This is a genomic window from Anaerocolumna sp. AGMB13025, from assembly GCF_029689925.1.
Lineage (GTDB): Bacteria > Bacillota > Clostridia > Lachnospirales > Lachnospiraceae > Anaerocolumna.
Genome location: NZ_CP121445.1, coordinates 2,917,166 through 2,939,865, shown reverse-complemented (window position 1 = coordinate 2,939,865; position 22,700 = coordinate 2,917,166). Strand labels below are relative to the sequence as shown.

20 protein-coding genes and 1 other annotated feature are annotated in these 22,700 nt (G+C 37.6%); of the genes, 4 read left to right on the top strand and 16 right to left on the bottom strand.

The window, feature by feature from the left end; all coding sequences use genetic code 11:
• Positions 1-69: 69 nt before the first annotated feature.
• From hypD to QA584_RS11955, 10 genes are all read right to left on the bottom strand, one after another.
• The gene (gene hypD / locus QA584_RS12000) at positions 70-2,442 is read right to left on the bottom strand and encodes a trans-4-hydroxy-L-proline dehydratase (protein WP_278274746.1); all 2,373 of its coding nucleotides are present in this window, start codon (positions 2,440-2,442) and stop codon (positions 70-72) included.
• A gap of 2 nt (positions 2,443-2,444) precedes the next feature.
• A complete protein-coding gene (locus QA584_RS11995; protein ID WP_278274745.1) occupies positions 2,445-3,359 on the bottom strand; it encodes a glycyl-radical enzyme activating protein in 915 nt (304 codons plus the stop codon).
• 796 nt (positions 3,360-4,155) lie between these two features.
• The gene (gene ppnP, locus QA584_RS11990; protein WP_331487909.1) at positions 4,156-4,467 is read right to left on the bottom strand and encodes a pyrimidine/purine nucleoside phosphorylase; all 312 of its coding nucleotides are present in this window, start codon (positions 4,465-4,467) and stop codon (positions 4,156-4,158) included.
• A gap of 4 nt (positions 4,468-4,471) precedes the next feature.
• On the bottom strand, positions 4,472-5,266 hold the full coding sequence (proC, locus tag QA584_RS11985; RefSeq protein WP_278274744.1) for a pyrroline-5-carboxylate reductase: 795 nt from the start codon (positions 5,264-5,266) through the stop codon (positions 4,472-4,474).
• 96 nt (positions 5,267-5,362) lie between these two features.
• Entirely contained in the window at positions 5,363-6,337 is a 975-nt protein-coding gene (locus QA584_RS11980; RefSeq protein WP_278274743.1) for an ABC transporter ATP-binding protein, read from the bottom strand.
• Entirely contained in the window at positions 6,338-7,360 is a 1,023-nt protein-coding gene (locus tag QA584_RS11975; protein ID WP_278274742.1) for an ABC transporter ATP-binding protein, read from the bottom strand.
• 18 nt (positions 7,361-7,378) lie between these two features.
• Positions 7,379-8,314, bottom strand: a complete 936-nt coding sequence (locus QA584_RS11970) for an ABC transporter permease (RefSeq protein ID WP_278274741.1) — start codon at positions 8,312-8,314, stop codon at positions 7,379-7,381.
• Positions 8,315-8,331: 17 nt separating this feature from the next.
• Positions 8,332-9,246, bottom strand: coding sequence for an ABC transporter permease (locus QA584_RS11965; RefSeq protein WP_278274740.1), 915 nt, complete (start codon positions 9,244-9,246; stop codon positions 8,332-8,334).
• An 11-nt stretch (positions 9,247-9,257) separates the two neighbouring features.
• Positions 9,258-10,949 (bottom strand): peptide ABC transporter substrate-binding protein, encoded by a 1,692-nt coding sequence (locus QA584_RS11960; RefSeq protein WP_278274739.1) that lies wholly within the window; start codon positions 10,947-10,949, stop codon positions 9,258-9,260.
• Between the two features lie 16 nt (positions 10,950-10,965).
• The gene (locus tag QA584_RS11955; protein ID WP_278274738.1) at positions 10,966-12,030 is read right to left on the bottom strand and encodes a M24 family metallopeptidase; all 1,065 of its coding nucleotides are present in this window, start codon (positions 12,028-12,030) and stop codon (positions 10,966-10,968) included.
• A gap of 522 nt (positions 12,031-12,552) precedes the next feature.
• On the opposite strand from QA584_RS11955, the gene QA584_RS11950 reads away from it, so the two are divergent.
• Positions 12,553-13,803 (top strand): aminopeptidase P N-terminal domain-containing protein, encoded by a 1,251-nt coding sequence (locus QA584_RS11950; RefSeq protein ID WP_278274737.1) that lies wholly within the window; start codon positions 12,553-12,555, stop codon positions 13,801-13,803.
• Positions 13,804-14,084: 281 nt separating this feature from the next.
• Here the strand turns inward: QA584_RS11950 and QA584_RS11945 are convergent, their stop codons facing one another.
• The 5 genes from QA584_RS11945 to QA584_RS11925 form a co-directional block, all read right to left on the bottom strand.
• Positions 14,085-14,675: a TetR/AcrR family transcriptional regulator gene (locus tag QA584_RS11945; protein WP_278274736.1), complete on the bottom strand. Its 591-nt coding sequence runs from the start codon at positions 14,673-14,675 to the stop codon at positions 14,085-14,087.
• A gap of 510 nt (positions 14,676-15,185) precedes the next feature.
• The gene (locus tag QA584_RS11940) at positions 15,186-15,326 is read right to left on the bottom strand and encodes a hypothetical protein (protein ID WP_278274735.1); all 141 of its coding nucleotides are present in this window, start codon (positions 15,324-15,326) and stop codon (positions 15,186-15,188) included.
• Between the two features lie 35 nt (positions 15,327-15,361).
• On the bottom strand, positions 15,362-16,318 hold the full coding sequence (locus tag QA584_RS11935; RefSeq protein WP_278274734.1) for a D-2-hydroxyacid dehydrogenase: 957 nt from the start codon (positions 16,316-16,318) through the stop codon (positions 15,362-15,364).
• Between the two features lie 116 nt (positions 16,319-16,434).
• Complete coding sequence (gene trpS, locus QA584_RS11930) at positions 16,435-17,439, bottom strand: tryptophan--tRNA ligase (protein WP_278274733.1); 1,005 nt, start codon at positions 17,437-17,439, stop codon at positions 16,435-16,437.
• 277 nt (positions 17,440-17,716) lie between these two features.
• Positions 17,717-17,991 (bottom strand) — a binding site (T-box leader).
• Between the two features lie 141 nt (positions 17,992-18,132).
• On the bottom strand, positions 18,133-18,750 hold the full coding sequence (locus tag QA584_RS11925) for an HAD family hydrolase (RefSeq protein ID WP_278274732.1): 618 nt from the start codon (positions 18,748-18,750) through the stop codon (positions 18,133-18,135).
• A gap of 434 nt (positions 18,751-19,184) precedes the next feature.
• Here QA584_RS11925 and QA584_RS11920 point away from each other — a divergent pair, with 434 nt between their 5' ends.
• The 3 genes from QA584_RS11920 (at position 19,185) to QA584_RS11910 (ending at position 20,786) form a co-directional block, all read left to right on the top strand.
• The gene (locus QA584_RS11920; RefSeq protein WP_278274731.1) at positions 19,185-19,664 is read left to right on the top strand and encodes an S-ribosylhomocysteine lyase; all 480 of its coding nucleotides are present in this window, start codon (positions 19,185-19,187) and stop codon (positions 19,662-19,664) included.
• Between the two features lie 283 nt (positions 19,665-19,947).
• Positions 19,948-20,469 (top strand): hypothetical protein, encoded by a 522-nt coding sequence (locus QA584_RS11915; RefSeq protein ID WP_278274730.1) that lies wholly within the window; start codon positions 19,948-19,950, stop codon positions 20,467-20,469.
• Between the two features lie 44 nt (positions 20,470-20,513).
• Positions 20,514-20,786: a hypothetical protein gene (locus tag QA584_RS11910; RefSeq protein ID WP_278274729.1), complete on the top strand. Its 273-nt coding sequence runs from the start codon at positions 20,514-20,516 to the stop codon at positions 20,784-20,786.
• Positions 20,787-20,849: 63 nt separating this feature from the next.
• Here the strand turns inward: QA584_RS11910 and rseP are convergent, their stop codons facing one another.
• On the bottom strand, positions 20,850-22,220 hold the full coding sequence (gene rseP / locus QA584_RS11905; RefSeq protein WP_278274728.1) for an RIP metalloprotease RseP: 1,371 nt from the start codon (positions 22,218-22,220) through the stop codon (positions 20,850-20,852).
• Positions 22,221-22,700: the final 480 nt, after the last annotated feature.

Below are 22,700 nucleotides of genomic sequence, written 5' to 3'. Positions count from 1 at the left end.
AGCATTATCTCCTTTTTAAGCGAACATAATTGACAGTCCTGCCCTTGGTATAGTTTAGTCTGTTCTTTCTTAATGAAAAGTCTGTTCCGTTCTTTCAATGATTTCGTCCTGTAAGGCTTTGCTCAAATTCCGGAAATGATCGCTGTAACCGGCAACCCTTACAATCAAATCTTTATAATCCTCCGGATTTTCCTGTGCATTGATAAGGGTTTGACGGTCAATTACATTAAACTGAATATGATGACCATCTAAATCAAAATAGGCTTTTACCAGATTAGCCATCTGTTCCAGCCCAATATCCCCTGCAACTACAGAAGGGGTAAACTTCTGATTTAGAAGCGTCCCTCCGGTTTTTAGATGATCCATTTTAGAAGCAGACTTTAATACGGCGGTGGGTCCTTTTGTATCAGCACCTTTCTCCGGTGAGATACCTTCCGACACTGGTTTATGGGCGAGGCGTCCATTGGGGCTGGCAATCATTACATCACCAAAATATACGTGACAGGTAGTAGGCAGCATATTAATACCATAAAATCCACCTTTCACATTGGGTCTGCCGGTGACACTATTACAATAATAAGTAAATACCTCTTTCATAATCTCATCTGCATACTCCTCATCATTGCCGTATTTTGGGGTATGGTTGCGCACCAGATTTAAAATATGCTCCCTGCCGGTAAAATTCTCCTTCAGGGCGTCTAGTAACTCCTTTAAGGTAAATTTCTTCTTGTCGTAGACGTTGTATTTTATAGCTGCTAAAGAGTCGGTTATGGTACCGATACCTACTCCCTGGATGTAATTGGTATTATATCTGGCTCCGCCTGCATTATAATCTTTGCCCTTTGCGATACAATCATTGGTTACAACAGATAACAGAGGTACCGGCATATAATCTCCATAGATTTTCTCAATAATATTATTACCCTTAAGCTTTATAGTAAGGAAATAAGTTATCTGCTTTTTATAAGCCTCAAACAGTTCCTCATAAGATTTAAAGTCCTCTGCCTCTCCCAGTTTTAATCCAAGCTGTAAACCGGTCATATGATCAAAACCGTTATATAAGGTAAGTTCTAAAATCTTTGGAAGGTTAAAATAACCGGTTAGAATATAAGCTTCATTACCAAAAGCTCCGGTTTCCACACAACCACTGGTGCCGCCTTTTCTGGCGTCGGTTATGGTTTTTCCTGCATTTAACAGTTCCATAATAATGGCTTCCGTATTATAAAAAGCCGGCTGTCCCCAGCCTTTTCTGGATATTTCACATGCCTTAAGTAAAAATGCCTTTGGGGTCTTCTTACTGATTTGTACATTGGAACTTGGCTGAAGAAGCTTCATCTCATCCATGCATTCCAGTATCAGATAACTTACTTCATTGACACCATCTTCTCCTTCCGGTGTAATACCTCCAGTATTAATATTGGCAAAATCCGTATACGTACTGCTTTCCTTCAAAGTTATACCAACTTTAGGCGGTGCAGGCTGATTATTGAATTTCACCCACAGGCATTCTAAAAGTTCTTTTGCAGAGTCTCTGTTAAGAATACCATTTTCTAAGTCTTTTAGATAAAATCCGATAAGATGCTGATCCAGTCTTCCTGGGCTATAAGCATCCCAGGGATTTAATTCTGTAGTTACTCCCAAATGAACAAACCAGTACATCTGAATCGCCTGCCAATAAGAACAGGGTTTATTTGCCGGTACGACCTTACAATTTTCGGCTATTTGCCGAAGTTCTTTCTTTCTGGTTTCATCCTTTTCCTGTTTTTCCAGTTCCAGGGCATAATCATGATAACGCTGTCCTAAAATCATAATAGCGTCACAGGCTATTGCCATAGCTTTTAATTGATTTTCCTTATCGAGAGCTTCCATATCCTTTATATAATCCAGATTCGCTATGGCTGCTTCTATCTCTTTTTTATAATCTGAAAAGCCTTTGATATAAATATTTTCCGAGCCAACGGTATGTCCGGGACCTCTTTGCTCCATAAACTCTGTAAATATTCCGCTTTGATATGCACTTTTCCATTCCGGTGACATATGTTTTAGTATTTTATATCTTATGGAACGTTTTTCCCAGTAAGGTATTATAGTAGTTTCCTGAAAACTGTAATCTTCTTCTTTTACCTTAAAATCGATTAAATCCCTGTCATTCATGACATGGAGATCTTCAACTGTATGACAGCACAGTTCCGGAAAGGTAGGTGAGGACTGGGGACCGTCTCCTTTTTCCCCTACTATTAATTCACCTTCCCCAATATAAAGGCTTTTGTGGGTGAAATAATACTTAAGGGACAATGCCCTAAGTTCTGGTATTGAGACACTGCCTTCATATTGTTTATATGCTTCCGTATACAATTTAGCACGTTCCATGTCTATATGGGTCGGGGTGGTCATACTTGTTTTCCTTAAATTCTGTATACGATTGTTCATTCCTCTGTCCATAGTCAACCTCCTATTTTAATATTAGAAAATCCATATTGTTCAAAAACTATTTTTATTGTCTCCATGGTTTGATTACTTGGAGTCATTAAGTCCTCCCCTGGATACATTAATTGCAGCCGCTTATATTTGCTGCTTCCGGTATCATGATATGGCAGCAGGTTTATTTGACTAAAAGATATATGGTTTTCTTTTAAAAATATCGCAATTTGTTCCATCTGCTCGGTAGTGGCATTAACCCCCTCAATTACGGGTATTCGTATCCATATGGAAGCTTTCTCCTGACTTAAGCGTTTCAAATTCTCTAAAATACGTTCACTGCCCACTCCTGTATATTTTTTATGTAATGCTGTATCCAGAATTTTAATATCGTACAAAAAGGTATCTACCATGGGTACCATATCTTTTAATACAGAAAAAGGGGCATAGCCGGAAGTATCAATATTCACCCGGTATCCCTTACGATAGAGTTTTGTTAATAGTTCCATTATGTAGGCGGTATCCTGAGCCAGCACTTCACCGCCGGATAAGGTTACCCCGCCCTTTGATTGTTCATAAAACACTTTATCTTTTTCTATTTCCCTAATTAGTTCATCTACAGTATAGTATTCTCCTGCCAGTGTTCGGATGTTTTGAAGACAGTACTCCACGCAACTGCCGCAGCCGTTGCACTCTGATAATTTAGTAGCCGCTATGCCCCATTTAAGAGTAATTGCAGCCTTGGGACAAGCGTTTATACAACTGCCGCAGCCAGTACAGGTTTCTTGGTTAAACAACAACTGTGGTGAAAACTTCTGGGTTTCCGGATTATGGCACCAGATACAGCACAGGGGACATCCTTTAAAAAATATCGTGGTCCGAATACCGCTGCCATCATGGATTGAATACTTTTGAATATCTGTAATGAGTGGTTTACCCATCTTTTCTCCTTTATACTTTGGTTTATACTTTAGTCTATTAAAATTTTAATCTTTCCTGCGTTATTTGTCAATATAGACTTTGAAATTTCATGGCTTAGACATTGAAAATTTTATAGCTTAGACTTTGATATTTTATAGTTGATTTGAGAGTCAAAAGCCTAATTTAGGTTGTAAAATGAATAACCCGGTATATATATTCATTTTGTCTACCTTACCTTCCTGCGGCATGTCCTTTGTAGAGCCTCATAGATGCAAAAAGCATCGCACTGCTCAGCTTTTTGCTGAGTCTCTAGTCGGACATAAACAGCCTTGTCAGCCGGTCTACGACAAAATGAATATATATACCGGGTTATTCATTAATTAAGTTTTTTGAGGCTTTTGACTCTCAAATCGTAGTTTAGACTTTGAAATTTAATAGCTTTTTACTTGACAGGAATCCTATGAATACAGCCGAGTTGGTTTATGAATCACTAAAGACAGAGCAAGCCTTTGACACTTTCATCCATACAAGGAATCAAGTAAAAAATCTGACGAATAAAAAAGCTGTTGCAAAATATAGGATACCAACCCTGGGCATAGAATACAGATTATATTTTGCAAAAATTTTGTTCCAGGTTCGTGCAAATATGCGGCTGCATTCTCTTTCTTGCAGCCATTTGCCCATACTTTCCACATAATTGTTGTAAAATATAATCCGTTTTCTCCCAGGTAATTTAGTCCTTGATTTGCAACAGCCACCTATTTTTTTACTTACAATGAACTACATTTCAATCAAAACTTACAGCTTCCCTGCTTACTATTCTTTATAGGAACAGCAATAATCCGCATAATTCCCTACTTTTACTTTGAATTTAGAATGAGCCGGAACGATAAAGCTTTCTCCGACTTTATAGGTCGTAAAGCCTGCTTCTTCCGGTAAACAAATCTCCATTTCTCCGCCTAATACTTCCATACATTCCTCTGCGGCAGTGCCAAATTCATATTCACCGGCTAACATAAACCCCAAAGTTTTTCTTTCGCCATTGTTAAAAAGTATCGTACGGCTGGTAACTTTTCCGTCAAAATACACATTGGCTTCTTTTATTACATCTACCTGTTCAAATTTCATAATTTTATAATCCTTTCGCTTTACTGGTACAGGCTTTCATCGCCTCCATAACGGAACTCCGGAAGCCGTTCTTTTCAAGGGCCCGAACTGCTTCAATTGTGGTTCCGCCAGGGGAACATACCATGTCTTTTAATTCTGCCGGGTGTTTTCCCGTTTCTAAAACCATTTTAGCACTGCCATAAACTGCCTGGGCTGCAAACCGGTAAGCCTGTGCCCTTGGCATGCCATCGGCTACTGCGGCATCTGCCATGGCTTCAATAAACATAAATACATAAGCCGGTGAACTGCCGCTTACAGCTACTACCGCATCCATAAGGTTTTCTGTTAATACTTCTGTTTTACCAAATCCACTCAAAACTCTGCACACCAGTTCCAGTTCATCTATTGTCACCAGTCCATTCGGACATACACCGGTAATACCTTCGCATACCAGAGCTGGTGTATTTGGCATACACCGCACTATTTTAACTGGTTTTCCAAAGCCTGTCAATAACCAATCCAAAGTTTTGCCCGGAGCAATGGTCACGATAATCTGATTTTCTCTTACCGTTTCTTTTATTTCCTTTATTACCGCTTCGTAGTACTGTGGTTTAACAGACAAAAACAGAATATCTGCCTTCGCGGTAACCGCTTTATTGTTAGTCGTAATCTGTATTTTCAGTTCATCTGCTGCTTTTGTAAGAGCAGGTTCATACGCATCGGAAGCTATCACATCTTCTGTGCTGGATATTCCTTTATTTATAATTCCGCCAATCATGGCAAATGCCATATTACCACAGCCGATAAAACCTAATTTCATATGAATTTCCTTTCTCATTACAGACTGATCTGCCTTACTATATTATTTCTTTTTCGAGGGATTTTTAACCGTTAAAGCAACACTTATCCAAACTTCCTACTCATTAGGAAAATGGCAGGCAACGCAATGCCCTTTCGTACTTTCCACCAGTTCTGGTATCTTTTTAAAGCAGATTTCCTGAGCCTTATGGCAGCGTTCTGCAAATCGGCAGGCTTGTGGTGGATTAATAGGACTAGGCACCTCCCCTTTAATAGGAATACTCTTTTGATTTCTGGATTTTGCTGGATCTGCAATTGGTATTGCTGAAAGCATAGCTTCTGTATAGGGGTGCCGTGGATGAGCGTATAATTCTTCGGTTTCTCCTATTTCAACAATCATCCCTAGATACATAACAATAACCCGGTCTGATATGTACTTAACCACACTTAAGTCATGGGCGACAAAAAGATAGGTAAGCTCCATTTCCTCCTGGAGTTTTTTTAACATATTAATAACCTGGGCTTGAATGGATACATCCAGAGCTGAGATCGGCTCGTCGCAGACAATCAGCTTTGGTCCAACCGATAAGGCTCTGGCAATGCCAATTCTTTGTTTTTGTCCTCCGGAAAATTCATGGGAGAAGCGAGACATATGGTCTTTATTCATGCCAACCTTTTTAAGAAGTTCCAATACCTTTAGGTCCAGTTCTTTGGCAGGACACTTCTGATGGAGTTTAATCCCCTCCCCCACAATTTCCTTTACAGTCATTCTTGGATTTAAGGATGCATACGGATTTTGGAAAATCATCTGTACATTTTTACAAAACTCACGTTTTTCAGTCTTTGATTTTATTCTGGAGATATCAGCTCCATTATAATATATGGTTCCGGCGGTAGGTTCATAAAGCCTTAAAAGGCACCTTCCCAAAGTGGACTTTCCGCACCCACTCTCTCCTACCACACCTACAACTTCTCCTTTATATACTTCAAAAGATACATTTTCTACTGCTTTTAGAGTTTCTGTTGATGAGATTTTAAAGTGTTTGCTTAACCCTTCTACCTTTAATAAGGGTTCTTTTCTATCAAGGGTCATCTAAAAACCTCCCTTCAACTGATTGATATCCTCGGTCTTAGGTGCGTAGGGGTGCTGCAGCCAGCAAAAGGTATAATGATCCTTTGTAAAATCTGTCTTCTCCGGCATCTGTTCATAACATACTTCCATGGCATATTCACATCTGACCGCAAAGGGACAGCCTTTTGGAGGGGAGAACAAATCCGGCGGCGTACCTTCAATCGAAATCAGAACATCCTCCTTCTTCATATCAAGACGGGCAATGGACTGAAGAAGACCCTTGGTATAGGGATGGCCTTTTTTATAAAAAATATCATCCACCAAACCACTTTCTACTACCTTACCACCATACATTACCAGCACCCGGTCACAAACCTTAGCAATAACCCCTAAGTCATGGGTAATAATAATTACTGCAACATTCAAGGTTTTACATAGGGTTTTTAGCAAAGATAGAATCTGTGCTTCAATGGTAACATCCAAAGAGGTGGTAGGTTCATCCGCGATAATAAGACCTGGATTTCCAATCAGTGCGATTGCAATTCCAATTCTCTGTCTCATACCGCCGCTTAACTCATGGGGATATTGCTTTAACCGGCGCTCCGGGTCGGTAATGCCAACCTTTTGCAATATATCAAGGATTGCTGCCTTACGTTCCTGGCGGGACATAGTTGTCCTTCCTGTAAAGACTTCTTCTATCTGCTTGCCAATTCGCATGGTTGGGTTTAGAGAGGTCATTGGATCCTGAAATATAAAACCGATTTCCTTACCCCTGATTTTTCTCATTTCCCGGTCTGTTTTTGTAATAATTTCTTCCCCTTTATACTGAATGGAACCGCCTTCAAAAAAGCCTGCGGATTCCGGGTTAAGCTTTAGGATACACTGTGCGGTAACACTTTTTCCGCAGCCGGATTCACCGACAATACCAAGAATTTCACCTTCTTTTACCTGAAAGCTTACATCCCTGACAGCTTTTACAACTCCACCATAGGTATGAAAGGAAAAGCTTACATGATTCATTTCTAAAATTGGGTTTTCACTCATAACCGCCTGTTCCTTTCTTTATTCTGTGCCTCGAAGTCTTGGATCAAATGCATCTCTTAAACCATCCCCCAGCAGATTAAGCGCTAACATAGTTGTGCAGATAAAAAAGGAGGGTATAATCAACTGTCCCGGACTAATACGCAGGTATTTAATTCCTTCTTTTGCAAGAATGCCCCAGCTGCTGTTGGGAGGTGCCATTCCAAGACCAATAAAGCTTAAGAAGGCCTCTGAGAAGATCGCAGATGGAATCGCCATGGTAAGATTTGTAATAATCATACCCATAATATTGGGTATCAGATATCTAAGTATAATATTAAAATCAGATACACCCAGTACTTTTGCGGCAAGCACAAATTCCTGTCCTTTTAATCGTAAGACTTCACCCCGGACAAACCGGCAGCTTCCAATCCACCCAACAATAACCATTGCTATAATCAAGCTGGTAACACCTCGCCCGATTACAACCATAATAAGCATAGTTACAATCAAATGGGGGATACCATATAACACATCTACCAGACGCATAATAAACATATCTAGTTTTCCGCCGCAATAACCGGAGATTCCTCCAATAAAGGTACCGATAATCGCATTTAGTAAGGCTGCAATAAAACCGATGGATAAGGATACCCTTGCACCCATCCACAAACGTACAAAGATGTCTCTGCCCAGGGAATCGGTTCCAAATAAATGCTTTAAGGACATTTGCTGGTTAATGCCTGCTGCATCCTGGGTTGCAAAATTATAAGGACTAAAAATTGGAACAAAAATAGCGAATAGCACATAGAGACCTACCAATAATAAGGATAAGTAAGCTATTTTATTTTTTCTTATTCTTCTCCAGGCATCCTGCCAATAGGATAAATTAGGTCTTGAGATGCTTTCCATTTGCTCCAGATTCTTGCCTACAACCTTGAATTTATCTTTTGTTAATGTCATTTCATCTGCTTTCATAATCTTGCCCTCTTTCTTTAACTTACCCTGATACGGGGATCTACAAATCCATATAAGATATCCACGATCATATTTGCAAGGACTAGAAATACTCCGTAGAATACCGTCATACCAAGTACCATGGTATAATCATTACCACTGATACTTTCAACATAATAGCGGCCCATACCCGGTATTGCAAAAATAGATTCAATTACAAAAGTACCTGTAAGTATAGAAGCCACCACCGGTCCCATCACTGTAATAATAGGCATAATAGCATTACGTACCTGATGTTTATATACAATCCGCATTTTGGACAAACCTTTTGCTTTAGCCGTCTTAATATAATCCTGGTTTACAACCTCTAACATACTAGAACGCATAACTCTTGAAATCATAGCAAGGGTACCAAACCCCAAGGCTATCATGGGAAGAATCGTATATTTAATTCCCTTATACTGGGCAACCGGCAGCAGCCCCCATTTGATGCCAAAGAAATACTGCAGCACACCACCCATAATAAAATCAGGAATACTAGTACCAATAATGGCTATAAAAATGCATATAAAATCCAGCTTTTTACCTCTGTTTAAAGCAGCAATAATTCCTAATACCAGTCCAAAGGATATGGCAAAGACAAGTGCTCTGATACCAATATCAAAGGAATAGGGGAAGGATTCCAGTAGTACTGCATTTACTGTACGGTTCATATATAGCATGGAATATCCGAAGTCACCGTGGAATAGATTTCCCAGGTAAGTCAAATACTGAATGAAAAGCGGTTTATCGAGGCCATAATAGGCCTCCATAACCGCTTTAATCTGCGGATTCATCTTTTCACTAGCAAAAGGTCCGCCAGGCATTAGTCTTACCAGGAAAAATACAGCGGTAACCAGTACAAATATAGTTATAATTGATATACCGATTCGTTTTAAGATGTATTTTCCCATTTAATCCCCTCTTATTCTGTAATATCAGCAGTGATATAGTTTAAGTTGGTTCCAACAAAATAAGTTTTAAAATCTTTAATTTTATCATTGATTAAGTAATATCTGTAAGTCATATCCGTAGGGATCATCGGCAGATCATCACAGATAATTTTTTCAGCTTCAAATAAAGCGTCATATCTGGCTTTGGGATCGATTGTGTTCTTTGCTAACTCTATGTACTTATCATATTCTGGACTGCTATACAAAGAAGCATTGTAACCATTTCCTGTTTCAAAGAACTCTAAGTAGCTAAAAGGATCCGAATAATCTGGTACCCAGCCTGTTGCCATCATCTCAAATTCATGTTTTCCTGAAAGTTCATATAATTGTTTGTAAGGAACCTGATTGATTTCAAGAACAATGCCTAAGTTTGTCTGTAATTGTTCCTGTATTACTTCTGCAGCCTTACGGGAGGAGTCTGCATCGGAGGTATTTAATATTACTTTTATATCAGAAGCATTCTTAATATTTAATTCCTTCATAGCTGCGGCTAAATATTCTTTTGCTTTTGTTACATCTGCGGTCTGGCTGAACGCATCTAAAGGATATTCTTCACCATAGGTTTTTGTAACACCGGATACCGTTGGTAAGACATATCTTGATGTAACTTTACTGATATCAGAAGTTGCTAGTTTAACATACTGCTCTCTGTCAATTGCAGTACTTACTGCCTTACGGAAGTTCTTATTGCCAAGAATATCATTGGCAGTTACATTAAACTGTAAAAAGCTTACTGCACCTGTACTGTAACTTTTTGCATCCGGATAGTTTGCAACCATTTCTGCCGGTATTTCAACAAAATCCAGATCCCCTGATTCATATAATCCAAGTGCAGTATTGGGGTCGGTTACAACTGAAATCTCAAGACCGCTTAATTTTACGATGTCTTTATTCCAATAACTTTCATTTTTTGTAAAGGTAAGTGTTGCTGCATGTTCCCAGGAAGTAAGTGTGAAGGGTCCGTTATATACTGCTTTGTCAGCGTCAGCAGCAAAATCTTTACCGTACTTTTCAACTAAATCCTGTCTGCAGGGATAATAGCCGCTGGTAGATAATACACCAAGAAAATAGCCGGCTGGATTTTCCAAAGTAATTTCTACGGTAGATTTATCAAGTGCTTTCACACCTAATTCTGAAACCGGCAATTCACCATTCATAACCTTCGTTGCATTTTTAACAATTCCGCCCATAAAGGAGGAGGGGCTTGCAGTTGCAGGATCACATAAACGTTGAATACCGTATACAAAGTCATTCGCCGTAAGGTCAACACCATCGCTCCATTTTAAACCTGATCTTAAATGAAAGGTATAAGTAAGACCATCCTTTGATAAATCATAGGATTCAGCACAGGCCGGTTCTACCGTACCGTCATTGTTCCTCATTAAACCTTCATATAAATGGTAATCAAGGGTTGCACCATACATGGAGTTAACTAACTGGGGATCAAGGGTCGGTGGTTCATTGGTAATGGAATATCGGATTACTTTTGCTGCGGTACTGGCTTTTGCATCCCCGGTATCACCGGTGGAGCTTTCCATGCTGTTTGTATTACCGGAAGTTGTAACATCGGTTTTGGTATCTTTGTCAAAGACACCACTGCATCCTGTTAGTGCAGACATACTTAGTACTACTGTCATTGCCAGTGCTAAAAATTTTTTCCTCATAATAGGTCCTCCATTTTTATAATTCTATCAGTTCCTTTGTAGCGCTTATCAGGTTTTCACACCCACTGTCTGTTATCAGCACCTGATCCTCAATTCGGATGCCGCCCCAGCCAGGAATGTAAATTCCCGGTTCTACCGTAATAATGTTGTTGGTCATAAGCTGGTAGGTTCCATTGGCCCCTATAAACGGAGGCTCATGGACAAAAAGTCCAACCCCGTGACCGATTCCTGAATAATTGTACTTCATATATTCAGTATGTCTGATTGCCTGTATCGAAGCTTCATAGGCTTGTACACTGGTGATTCCGGCTTTTAGTATTGCTTCTACCTCATTTACCATCTGAGATTCCAGTGCATATACTTCTCTTTGCCGGTCATCTGCCTTGCCTACCACCACGGTTCTTGTCATATCGGATAGATACCCTTTATATTGACAGCCATAATCCATCAGAACCAAATCGCCATATTCAATGGCTTTACCCGAAGGTATCCCATGGAGCAGTGAAGTTCTGGCACCAGAAATTACGATTCCGCCATAGGGCTTGGTATCGGCTCCTTCCATAACCATATAATGGGATAACTTAGAGGCAATCTCTTTTTCTGTTACACCTACCCGAATATCCTTTACTATCTTTTCAAAGGCTCTGGATGCAATATCACAAGCCGCTTTGGAATAAGCAATTTCCTGTTGGGTTTTTATGGAGCGGAATTCTTCGATCACATCGGTCAGCGGAATCAGTTCCATCTTTAATTTATCTGTTAATGCAGAATAGGTATCAAAAGTTATATGGGAGCTTTCAAAACCGAGATTGGTTAAATGCTGCTCTGCTTCAATATCTGCCAGGGTATCACCCATATTCCTGCCTGGCTTTCTCCAGTTTACAATTTCGTATTGGGGGCATTCAAGTGCTGCCTGCTCGGTATACCTGGGATCTGTTATAAAGTAGCTTTTCTTCTTTGTTAACAATAGAAAGGAATCCTCTCCGGTAAAGCCACATACATACCTTACATTTTCCGGTCTTGATATGAAAAAACCATCGATATGATTGGTTTCCATATAAGTCAGTACTCTTTCATTCATTGCCATACCTCCTGTTGTTTTCTGAATTTTTAACCAGGGTTTCTTCTTTCTTACTAATTCCTATCTTCTAAAATTGGATTTGCTTTATAAACTGCAAACAATAATTCAATACAAAAAAGAACGGCAAGGCAGTCTATATGACCGCTTTGCCATTCTTTTTTTTTATATCTTGAAAATAATTATGGGCTGTATTATACTATGTTTTATACTATGGTCTATATTATAATGTGGCGTTTTTCATTTGTCAACACGTAATTTTATTTTTTTTACACGTAATTTTATTTTTTTTTACTATTAATTTACATAGTATTCTTTGACTCCTAAATTATTGCTGCAGTATTCTTACTATCTCATTGCTACAAAAGTGATACAACTTGTATCATAGTTCCTGCTATGAGCATGAGATTTAGAAAAAGGTATCTATATACTGAAAGAAACTTAAAAAAGACACAGAGGATGCACATTTTTTAGTTATCCACATGGATTAATAATGCCGTTATTAAACGGCGGAATGGAGAAAACATGAAGAAAGAATTTCACAAAGCAAACAGAACTAACCTTTTAGACAGCCTGGAACCGGGTTCCCTGGCAGTATTGTTCTCCGGACAAGCGCCCAGAAAAACAGGTGATGAGTACTACCCCTTTTTTGCAAACCGTAGTTTTGTTTATCTGACCGGTATTGAACAGGAACAGAGTATCCTTACTTTGTACAAACAAGCTACTATTACTGAGGAAACCCTTTTTCTGCTCCCTCCTGATTTAATGGCAGAACGATGGACGGGAAAACGTCTTACGGATACGAATGCTTCTGATCTCTCAGGTATCACCATAATTAAACCCCTCGAGGAGTTTAAAAGAATACTGGAGCAGCTAATAGATTCCGGTGCTGTAGAAATATTGTACTTCGATTTTGATAAATTAAAAGAACAAGAACCGGATAATGAAGCTTATACACTTGCTGCCTACCTAAAGACACGTTACCCCTTTCTCTGTATTAAAAATTTGCAAGCCAGCTTAAGGAAACAAAGAACGATAAAACAGTCTTGTGAAATAGAAGCCATGAAAAAAGCAGAGGAAATTACAAAAGCAGGGATTATAGCAATGATGCAGGCCTCAAAACCAGGAATGTATGAATACCAATATAAAGCAGAATTTGATTATGTCCTTGCTAACCACGGAGTCTTATCTCCTGGTTTCCCTTCCATTATTTCTGCCGGTAAGAATAATTTCTGCATCCACTACTACGATTACCGTGGTCAGGCATTGGACGGAGATATGATTTTAAACGATGTAGGAGCTTGTTATGACAATATGATTAATGATGTTTCCAGAGGCTGGCCCTGCAATGGTAAGTTTAATGAAAAACAAAGGCTGCTATACGAATGCGCTTATGCGACCTCGAATTATATGTTTGATCTCTTAAAACCTGGTATACCCATGAAGGAAGTAGATTTAATTGCCCGAAAATTCAATTATGAACAGTTAAAAAATATTGGTCTGTGTGAGAAATATGAAGATGCCGGAAAATACATATGGCACGGCGGCGCACATCACGTAGGTTACGACGTTCATGACAGGGTATCACCTGTAAATGAGATGATTACTGCTCCTGGAATGGTGTTTTGCGTAGACATAGGAATATACTGTGAAGAATGGGGAATCGGCTTCCGGCTCGAAGATAATTGCCTGATTACGGAACATGGCTGTGAAAATCTCTCTTCTATCACTCCACGCAGTATCGAAGAGATTGAAGCAGTTATGGGTAAACGCTGAGTTATTAAGCCTTAATTAAACTGGTCTGTTTATAATTTAGCGTAACCTATATTACAGTTTCACATTTTCAGCCTGAGGACCATATACAAAAAATCCATGAAAATGCTGTCAAAACAAGGATTTAAACCTTTACGGCATTTCATGGATTTAGCAAACTAATCTTACGAATTATTTTTCCTATAATCTTTCATTATAACTGTCTGTCTAGCTAAATTATTCAATCCTTTTTACCCGTATTATCAAGCTCAAAGGTCTATTATTTAGAATCTTGATTATATAAATTACTGCATTTCATTATCCTTAAGGGCCTGCAACATAACTGGCATATATTCTTTACTGTATTTCGCCAGCGAATAATTTCCTCTGTTTAAACACCAGTCAGAAACAATCGCACGTTCACATAAGGTATAATATTTTGTTATCTCACGAACGGATTTATTCTTTGTAATCTGTCCATTTTTTTGACCTTCTTCAATAATATCTGTGATTAATTTATAATAAACCCGGTTCTGATCTAATAATCCAGATTGTCCTTTTGATAAAAGCTGAGTGGAATATAGGGAAGAAAGCAAATCTATATCGATCTGTTCCTCAATAAATAAATGCATTTCATAATTCATATAAAGCAGTTTATCGTAACTATTCAGATCTGGATTCATCTTTTTCTCTAGTTTTTCATATTCGTGATCCAAAATAGTCGATAAGGTATCAAGAAGTGCGTCTTTTCTATCAAAATAATAATAAAAAGTTCCTTTTGAGGTTTTCGCAGCAGCGATAATATCCTCTACCGTAGTATCTTCAAATCCTTTTTTATGAAATAACTCCCAGGCTGCATTCACAATCTTATCTTTTGTGTTTATTTGTTCTGCCATTACAATTAACATTCCTTTCATAAAACCCACAGCACAAAACTTAGCGGAAGTACTTGAGCTTAAAATAATTTTAACCTTTTCTAAATTGTAACTACATGAATACTGTGACCAACTTCTGCATTATTGACGTAATTTGACTCTTTTCATTATAGCTTTTTATATTGATTTATGCAAGTATTGTTAAATTTTTATAAAAGGCAGTGATACTTTCATACCGTTTCTAAAGCAGCTGAACTTGGAACAACAATATACTATATAATAAATTGTTTCATCATTTACTATACTTAAAATTGTATTTATCCAATTTTTTTATGACTATATTATGTAGCAAACAACAGTAAATTATATACTTTACTTTAGACGATAAAAACCCGGTAATACCTGCTTCCAGAGTACCGGGTTTATCGCTGATTCTAATTAATTAATTAATATTTCGTCTATGGATCCATATACTATTTGTGCATCTTATCAGTATCTCTATTGGCAGTCATTCTTTTCTCACAACAAATATCATATATAATCCAACAATTTCTCTTCTTCACCATACATATATCGTTTATAATCCAACAGTTTCTCTTCTTCACCATACATATATCGTTTATAATCCAACAATTTCTCTTCTTCACCATACATATATCGTTTATAATCCAACAGTTTCTCTTTTTTCACCATACATATATTGTATATTATCTAACAATATTTCTTTCTTCACCGCATAAAAAAGCTTTTATATTCTGATAAACTTCTTCCACGCAGCGTTTCCTTGCTTCTACCGTTGCCCAGGCAATGTGCGGTGTGATAATTAATTTCTTACTGTCTTTTATGCGAAGTAAGGGATTATCCGGTAACATAGGCTCAATTTTTATGACATCCAACCCAGCTCCAGCAATTTGGTCCTTCTCCAAAGCTTGTGTTAATGCATCTTCATTTATAATCGGACCCCTGCCTAAATTTAGCAGTACCGCGGTACTTTTCATCTTACTTAGAGCATTTTCATCAATCAGGTTCTCTGTCTTAGCGTTTAGAGGAGCATGAATGGATATTATATCAGAAGACATCAGCAATGTATCAAAGTCCACCTGCTGATAATCAGTTGTTGTATTCTTACCCGAGGTGGAATAATAATTAATACGGCAGCCAAAAGCCTGGGCTATCTTTGCTACACCTCTTCCGATTTCACCAAGTCCTATTATCCCCCAGGTCTTCCCATAAAGCTCATTGAATTTGACATCAAAACAGCTAAATATATCACTTCTGGCATATTCACCGCTTTTTACAAAGTCATCATAATAATTTAACTTTTCATATACATAAAACAGAAGGGCAAATGTATGTTGAACAACAGAATTGGTAGAGTATCCTCTTACATTGGTAACAGCAATATTTCTTTTGCCGGTATATGCAAAATCCACAATGTTAGTACCGGTTCCGGTTATGCATATTAACTTCAAATGGTCAGCTTTATACAGCGTAGATTCATTCATTGGAATCTTATTTACGATGATAATATCCGCATCTGCTGCCCTCAAAAAATCCTTATCCGGCTCTGATTTATTATATTTTACTACTTCACCAAATTCATTAAAAACAGATAAATCTACATCATTTCCTAAGGTATCGGTTTCTAAAAAAACTACCTTCATGCAATCCCTCCATGTCATATTCCTATGTCGTAATCATGATTTTAACTCAATTTACTTTATTGACAATTACTTTATTGAGAATTACTTTATTGAGAATCATTACTTCCTTTTGTCACTTACCTTACTCTCTCAGGAAAACCCACCTTTTTTTGTACCTTACGTAAGGTCTTAGTGGCAAAATAACTGGCTTTTTCTGCATTATCCTTAATAATTCCATCAACATAGGCTTTATCCTTGTTAAGTTCTTCTACTCTGGTTTGAATCGGTTTTAAAATAGAAGCAACTGCTTCTCCGACTGCTAATTTAAAATCGCCATACCCTTTGCCGTCAAACTCCTTAACAACGTCTTCGATGGACTTATTGGTAGTTGTACTGTAGATATCAATCAAATTTTTAATTCCGGGTTTATCTTCGGAATATATGATCTGATTATCGGAATCAGTCACAGCTCGTTTAAACTTACGTATGACGGTATCGGTATCATCTGTCAAATAGATACTGGCATTGATATTTTCATCGGACTTAGACATCTTTTTCTCAGGATCCTGAAGACTCATAATTTTAGCCCCGGTTTTACCGATATAAGGCTCAGGAATTGTAAATACATCACCATATATACCGTTAAAACGTTCTGCAATATCCCTGGTTATCTCCAGGTGCTGCTTCTGGTCCGCACCTACCGGAACCACATCTGCCTGGAATAAAAGAATATCCGCGGCCATAAGAACCGGATACGTAAATAAACCGGCATTGATGTTATCGGCATTCTTTGCCGATTTATCCTTAAACTGTGTCATTCGGTTTAACTCGCCCATATAAGTAAAACAATTTAAAATCCAGCTTAGTTCCGCATGACCGGATACATGGGACTGGTAATAGATACAATTCTTAACCGGATCCAGACCTGCTGCAATGTAAAGAGTCAGCAATGCCCTTGCTCTTTTCCTAAGCTCTGCCGGGTCCTGTCTTACCGTTATGGAATGAAGGTCTACCACACAGTAAAAGCATTGATATTCTTCATTTAATGTCAGCCAGTTACTTAATGCACCTATATAATTTCCTAAAGTAAGGCTGCCCGTTGCCTGCATTCCGCTAAATAATGTCTTTTTTCCATCTAACATATTTTTTCTCCTTTATAATAATTCTAGTCATATAACAATTTTAAGGGGGTATGCCTCCTGCAAGGGTGGATTTTATTTTACAGGAGGTTCAGAGAACTTTCCTGTAAAAAGAACAAAGAGTCTGGCTCGCCAGACTCTAGCGCTGACGCGCTGTCACGACAGTGACAATCTTCCTTAAGTGCGTCATGCGCATCCTGCCTGGAAGGCTTTTTAATTTATTGGAAAGTTCTAAGAACTTTCCTATAAATTAAAAAAAGACTCCTGTCGCAGTAATTATTACTGGGACAAAAGTCGAATCTGCTTCTGCGGTACCACCCGGTTTGACGTAAGATACGTCCACTTTCTCGTATACCCTTTAATTGATTCTTATTGACCAATTCCGATATACCCTCACTTGATAACGGGCAGAGTTCCCGTCAGGCATTACTAAGTTTACACTGTTCCTCCTGATCCTATAAGTCCATTCAATATAATCTTAATTACCGTGGTTCCACCCTCCACAGCTCTCTGTAAATCAGTACTATATCTACTATTCTTAATCCTCGGAAAAGAATATTCTGTTATTATTATCTATAGAATAATATTCTGTTATTCTTAGTTACCCATATAATTTTATTCCACCATATGGGAGTATCTTTAATATCGCTAATAAATAAAGTATATCTTCCACCTACAGAAAAGTCAATCCCTAATTTACAGCTTCAAAAGTTCATCAAAGGAGTCAATTACATAATCAGACTCTTTTACTTGCCCAAAGCCGTATCTGGCATAAACAAAGGGCAGTCCTGCGGCTTTTGCAGCTGTTGCATCTCCTGCGGTATCACCTACATAGACCGGTGCTAAAAGATTGTTGCGTTTGACAATCAGCCTGATATTATCTGCCTTTAACACACCTGTCCTGCCGGGATATTCAAAATCTTCAAAGTAATCCTGCAGCTGATGTGCTTTTAAAAAGCATTGGATATAGCCTTCTTCACAATTGCTTACAATAAAAAGCCGATAGGTTTTCTTTAATTCTTTCAGAGTTTCCTCCAAGCCTGGAAACAGGATACCTCCTACCTTTTCAAGGTACGGACATTGTTTGGTTGTACTCTCTCGCATAATTTTTATTGCTGTCTCCCTTGGTACGCTGGTAAGCAGCTTAACTGCAATCTCTTCCAAAGGCAATCCATATAAGGCTTTTAAGCGGTCAGCACTGATAATGTCTGTCACCTCTTTATATTTTGAAGCTTCTTCTTGCCAGATGATTGCCGCTGCATCGGTCGAATCCCATAAGGTTCCGTCTAAATCAAATATTATGCTGTCAAACATGTTTTATATCCTTTCTTCTTATGGTATAGTTCCATTATCCCTTGCATTCGATATGGTATAGTTACCTTTTTCTCTTGCATTTTATATGGTAGTTACCATTTCCTCTTGCATTTTATTTGGTAGTTCCATTTCCTCTTGCATTATATACGATATCCAATAAAAAATCCAGTTCCTTGAAGTAATTTTCCTAAATTAATTCAATAAGCTTTTCGTTCACAAATCAAAATTAATATTTCATAAATTTATTCTTTTTTGACTGGATAATATATGTTATAATATTCATATTATTATATTGGCAGTAAATTATCAATACTAAAAGATAAAGGATTCTAGAAGACAGACCAAGTGAAAAAACACAGTTCAACCGAAGATAAGCAAAAATATGTTTTTTTACTCAATATTTAATTGCCACTAATGGGCGGATGGAGGTTATTATGAAACAGATAGCAAGTTTTACCGTTGATCATATTAAATTGTTAAGAGGTGTCTATGTATCAAGGAAAGATACCGTAGGAGACGAAGTCCTTACCACTTTTGACATCCGTATGACCAGACCTAATTTTGAACCGGTTATGAATACGGCGGAAATCCATACCATGGAACATCTTGCCGCGACTTTCCTTAGAAATCACCCAGATTACGGTTCAAAAATAATCTATTTTGGACCTATGGGTTGCCGGACAGGATTTTATTTAATACTTGCCGGTGACTATGAATCAAAGGATATTATACCATTGTTGGTTGAACTGTTTGGGTTTATCCAGAATTTCGAAGGTGAAGTACCTGGTGCAGCTGCAATAAACTGTGGTAATTACCTGGATATGAACTTAAATATGGCAAAATATCTGGCGAAAAAGTTCTTAGAAGAAATACTTATTAATATTGATGAATCTCATTTAGTATATCCCCAATAATATGTATTCTTACTTGTGATATCTTTCATATAATTTTATTAAATGTTCATAGAAACCATTTTAATCGCATTTTGATTGATTATAAGTTAAGAATTAAGTAATATCGGACCGGAATTATGGTTATGTATAATGCCTGTAAGCAGACAATCTCAGGTTTATACTGTTCCCATATCCCGGTCTTTTTTATTTCATGGAATAGGGTAAGTCTTTCACTAAGCGCTTATTAGTAATATTTTAGATTCCTATGAATATAGTATAATGATAACAGAGAATTGGAGAAGCCATGGATATCGATGAAACCTTTAAGGATTCGGCACCAAAACAAAATATATTCAGCCATATTCTGGATATAGTCAGAGCCGCTTTTCCTTATCTTGACAGTGACACTCAGCAGTCAGCTCAGATTATCGTAAAAACCGGGGAATTAATGGATGCATATAATTCAATCCGTCACAAGGATTCCATTACAACTTTTAGTATGAGAACACAAAATATTGATATAGAAGCTTTACTGACTAATGTAAGAACTGTATGCACTGATAAAGAGAGGGAATTAATAGATACTATTCTAAATTTAATCAAAGCTAAGAATCTCTACGATACATATACCGCCTTCGCTTCAATGGCCTCCCAATCTGTAAATACAGAGAATCCCGACGGGTCCACCGAAAATAGTAACAGCGGTAGCTCAAGCCCGGATATGATGGATATTTTAGGAGCTTTTTTAACACCAGAACAAAAAAGTACCTTTGAGAATATCAACATGATGTTCAATATGACACAAGATCCACCAAACAATGAATAACTAATTTATTAAAACGCGTGTTATAACGCAGACAGGAGTCAGAGATGAAGGATTTAGAATGGATTAACCATCCTGCAATGAAGAATATCGATGCCAGAAAATTAGCTGTTTTAGTTGATTTAGCTAATGAGGCAGAAGGAAAACCTGCAGATAAAGCTTTGCCGATTTTAATAAAAGCCAACGCAAAAATGAAAGCCCTGGGGCTTACTTTTTCCCAAGATGAAACGAATTTAATGGTCGAAATCTTAACAAAAGATATGTCCCCTGCAGATAAACAAAAATTAGAGATGATTAAAAAAATGATCGCAAAAAAATAATCACAATAAGGCTGCTTCCTATTAATAAGAAGCAGCCTTATATACTAATTCGTAAAGCCAAAGCTATATCAGCCTTCTGACATCATTGAACATAACAACTACCATAAAAACAAATAATGCCACTAAACCTACAAAATGAATCAGTCCTTCTCTTTCTTGTTTTACAGCTTTCTTACGGTATACTTCCAATAATAAGAATACCAGCCGCCCTCCGTCCAACGCCGGTAAGGGGAGCAGATTCATCACACATAAATTTGCACTAAGCAAAATAGTCATATTGGCCAGGCTTAAAAACAAATTTAATAATCCATCATTCTTATTGGCATTATAGACAGTTCCAATCATACCCACAACACCAACAGGACCAGTCATATCATGAAGCCCCAACTTTCCCTGTATTAACTGACTTACACTTTTAACAGTACTCGTAACCATATATTTAATTTGAACTGCACTAGATTTAATAATTTCAAGTGAATCTGCTTTCTGCCTTCCGGTATTTATATTGAACCCAAGTTCATACTCTTTACTTAAAACCGGTGTTATTCTGACCGGTTTTTGAAGTTTGTCATTTCTGGAATAAGTAATAAAAACCTCTGTCTTCGTAAGTGGATTTTCTATAAAATAATTTTGCAGCTGATCCTCATTTTTGATTGTATATCCGTTGATTTTATGGATTACATCTCCGACAAGAAGTCCTGCATTTTCCATTGGAAGATTATTCGTTAAAAGAGTTATTACAACACCCTTATTATTAGGGACTGACTGATAGTTAAAGCCAAGCTTATATATCCTATCCGGTATATAGGTCGCGTATCCACGTCTCCCATTATGTATATAGGTTAATTCTACCTTATCACCGCTTAATGGATTCAACTGAATATAATTTAGAAAATCATAACCGGCAGAAATTTCAGTTCCATTCATATTGGTAATAAGGTCACCCTGTTTTATTCCGGTGCTTTTCATAGCCGGTGAATTTAACACTTGATTGATAACCGCAGGACTATACCCTATATCGTAACCGCTGATACCTATAACAACCATACACAGTACAAAAGCTAATAAAAAATTAAAAAACGGACCAGCAAGCGTTACAGATATCCTCGCCCAAACACTCTTATTACTATAAGCATTATCATCTTCCATTCCTTCATCCTCTCCCAGCATAATGCAGGAGCCTCCGATAGGGAATAGTTTCAACGAATAAATGGTGTTATAATTCCCATCCTGATTAACTTCCATTTCATGCGGGGACAGGAAGCATACAACTCTTCTTCCTTTACTGGTTCTAACCAGGGATATAATTCTTGGTCCCATCCCAATAGAAAATTCTTTCACAAATATCCCATTCTTCTTAGCAAGCAGAAAATGTCCCAATTCATGAACTACAATAATGAAACTGAAAATAAAAACAGCAATTATTACGTTCACTGATTCACCACCTTATTCCATAATTTGTATAATGTAATTAAATTATATACGCAGATATAAACTTTGTAAATATGCAGTAAAAAAGATTATATTATAAGTACAATATCAGATAAATTTATTTCAATGCTAAGCCTTCCAAAGTTAACCCTTTGTAAGCGTCTAAAGATTGATACATCAAAATCCATTCATATACACGCTTTTGATGAGGCCTAAACATTAGCTTCCAGTGCTACAGTAGTTTCCCCTAAACATCTTTGCACAATATCCATATCATTTACATTAGAAAACTTTGCTTTTCTTCCCAGAGCAAAATTGTCAGTTTACTGACAATTTCGTACCATCGCGGATTAACAGTAATAAACTTCCTCTCCGCGAGGTGTGCATCCATAGCGGAGCGTATTTATGGATGTAATATCTATTAGATTAAAAAATATGCTCCCTTCTAAGTGACAAGTCTTATTATTTTACTTGTCAACCTAG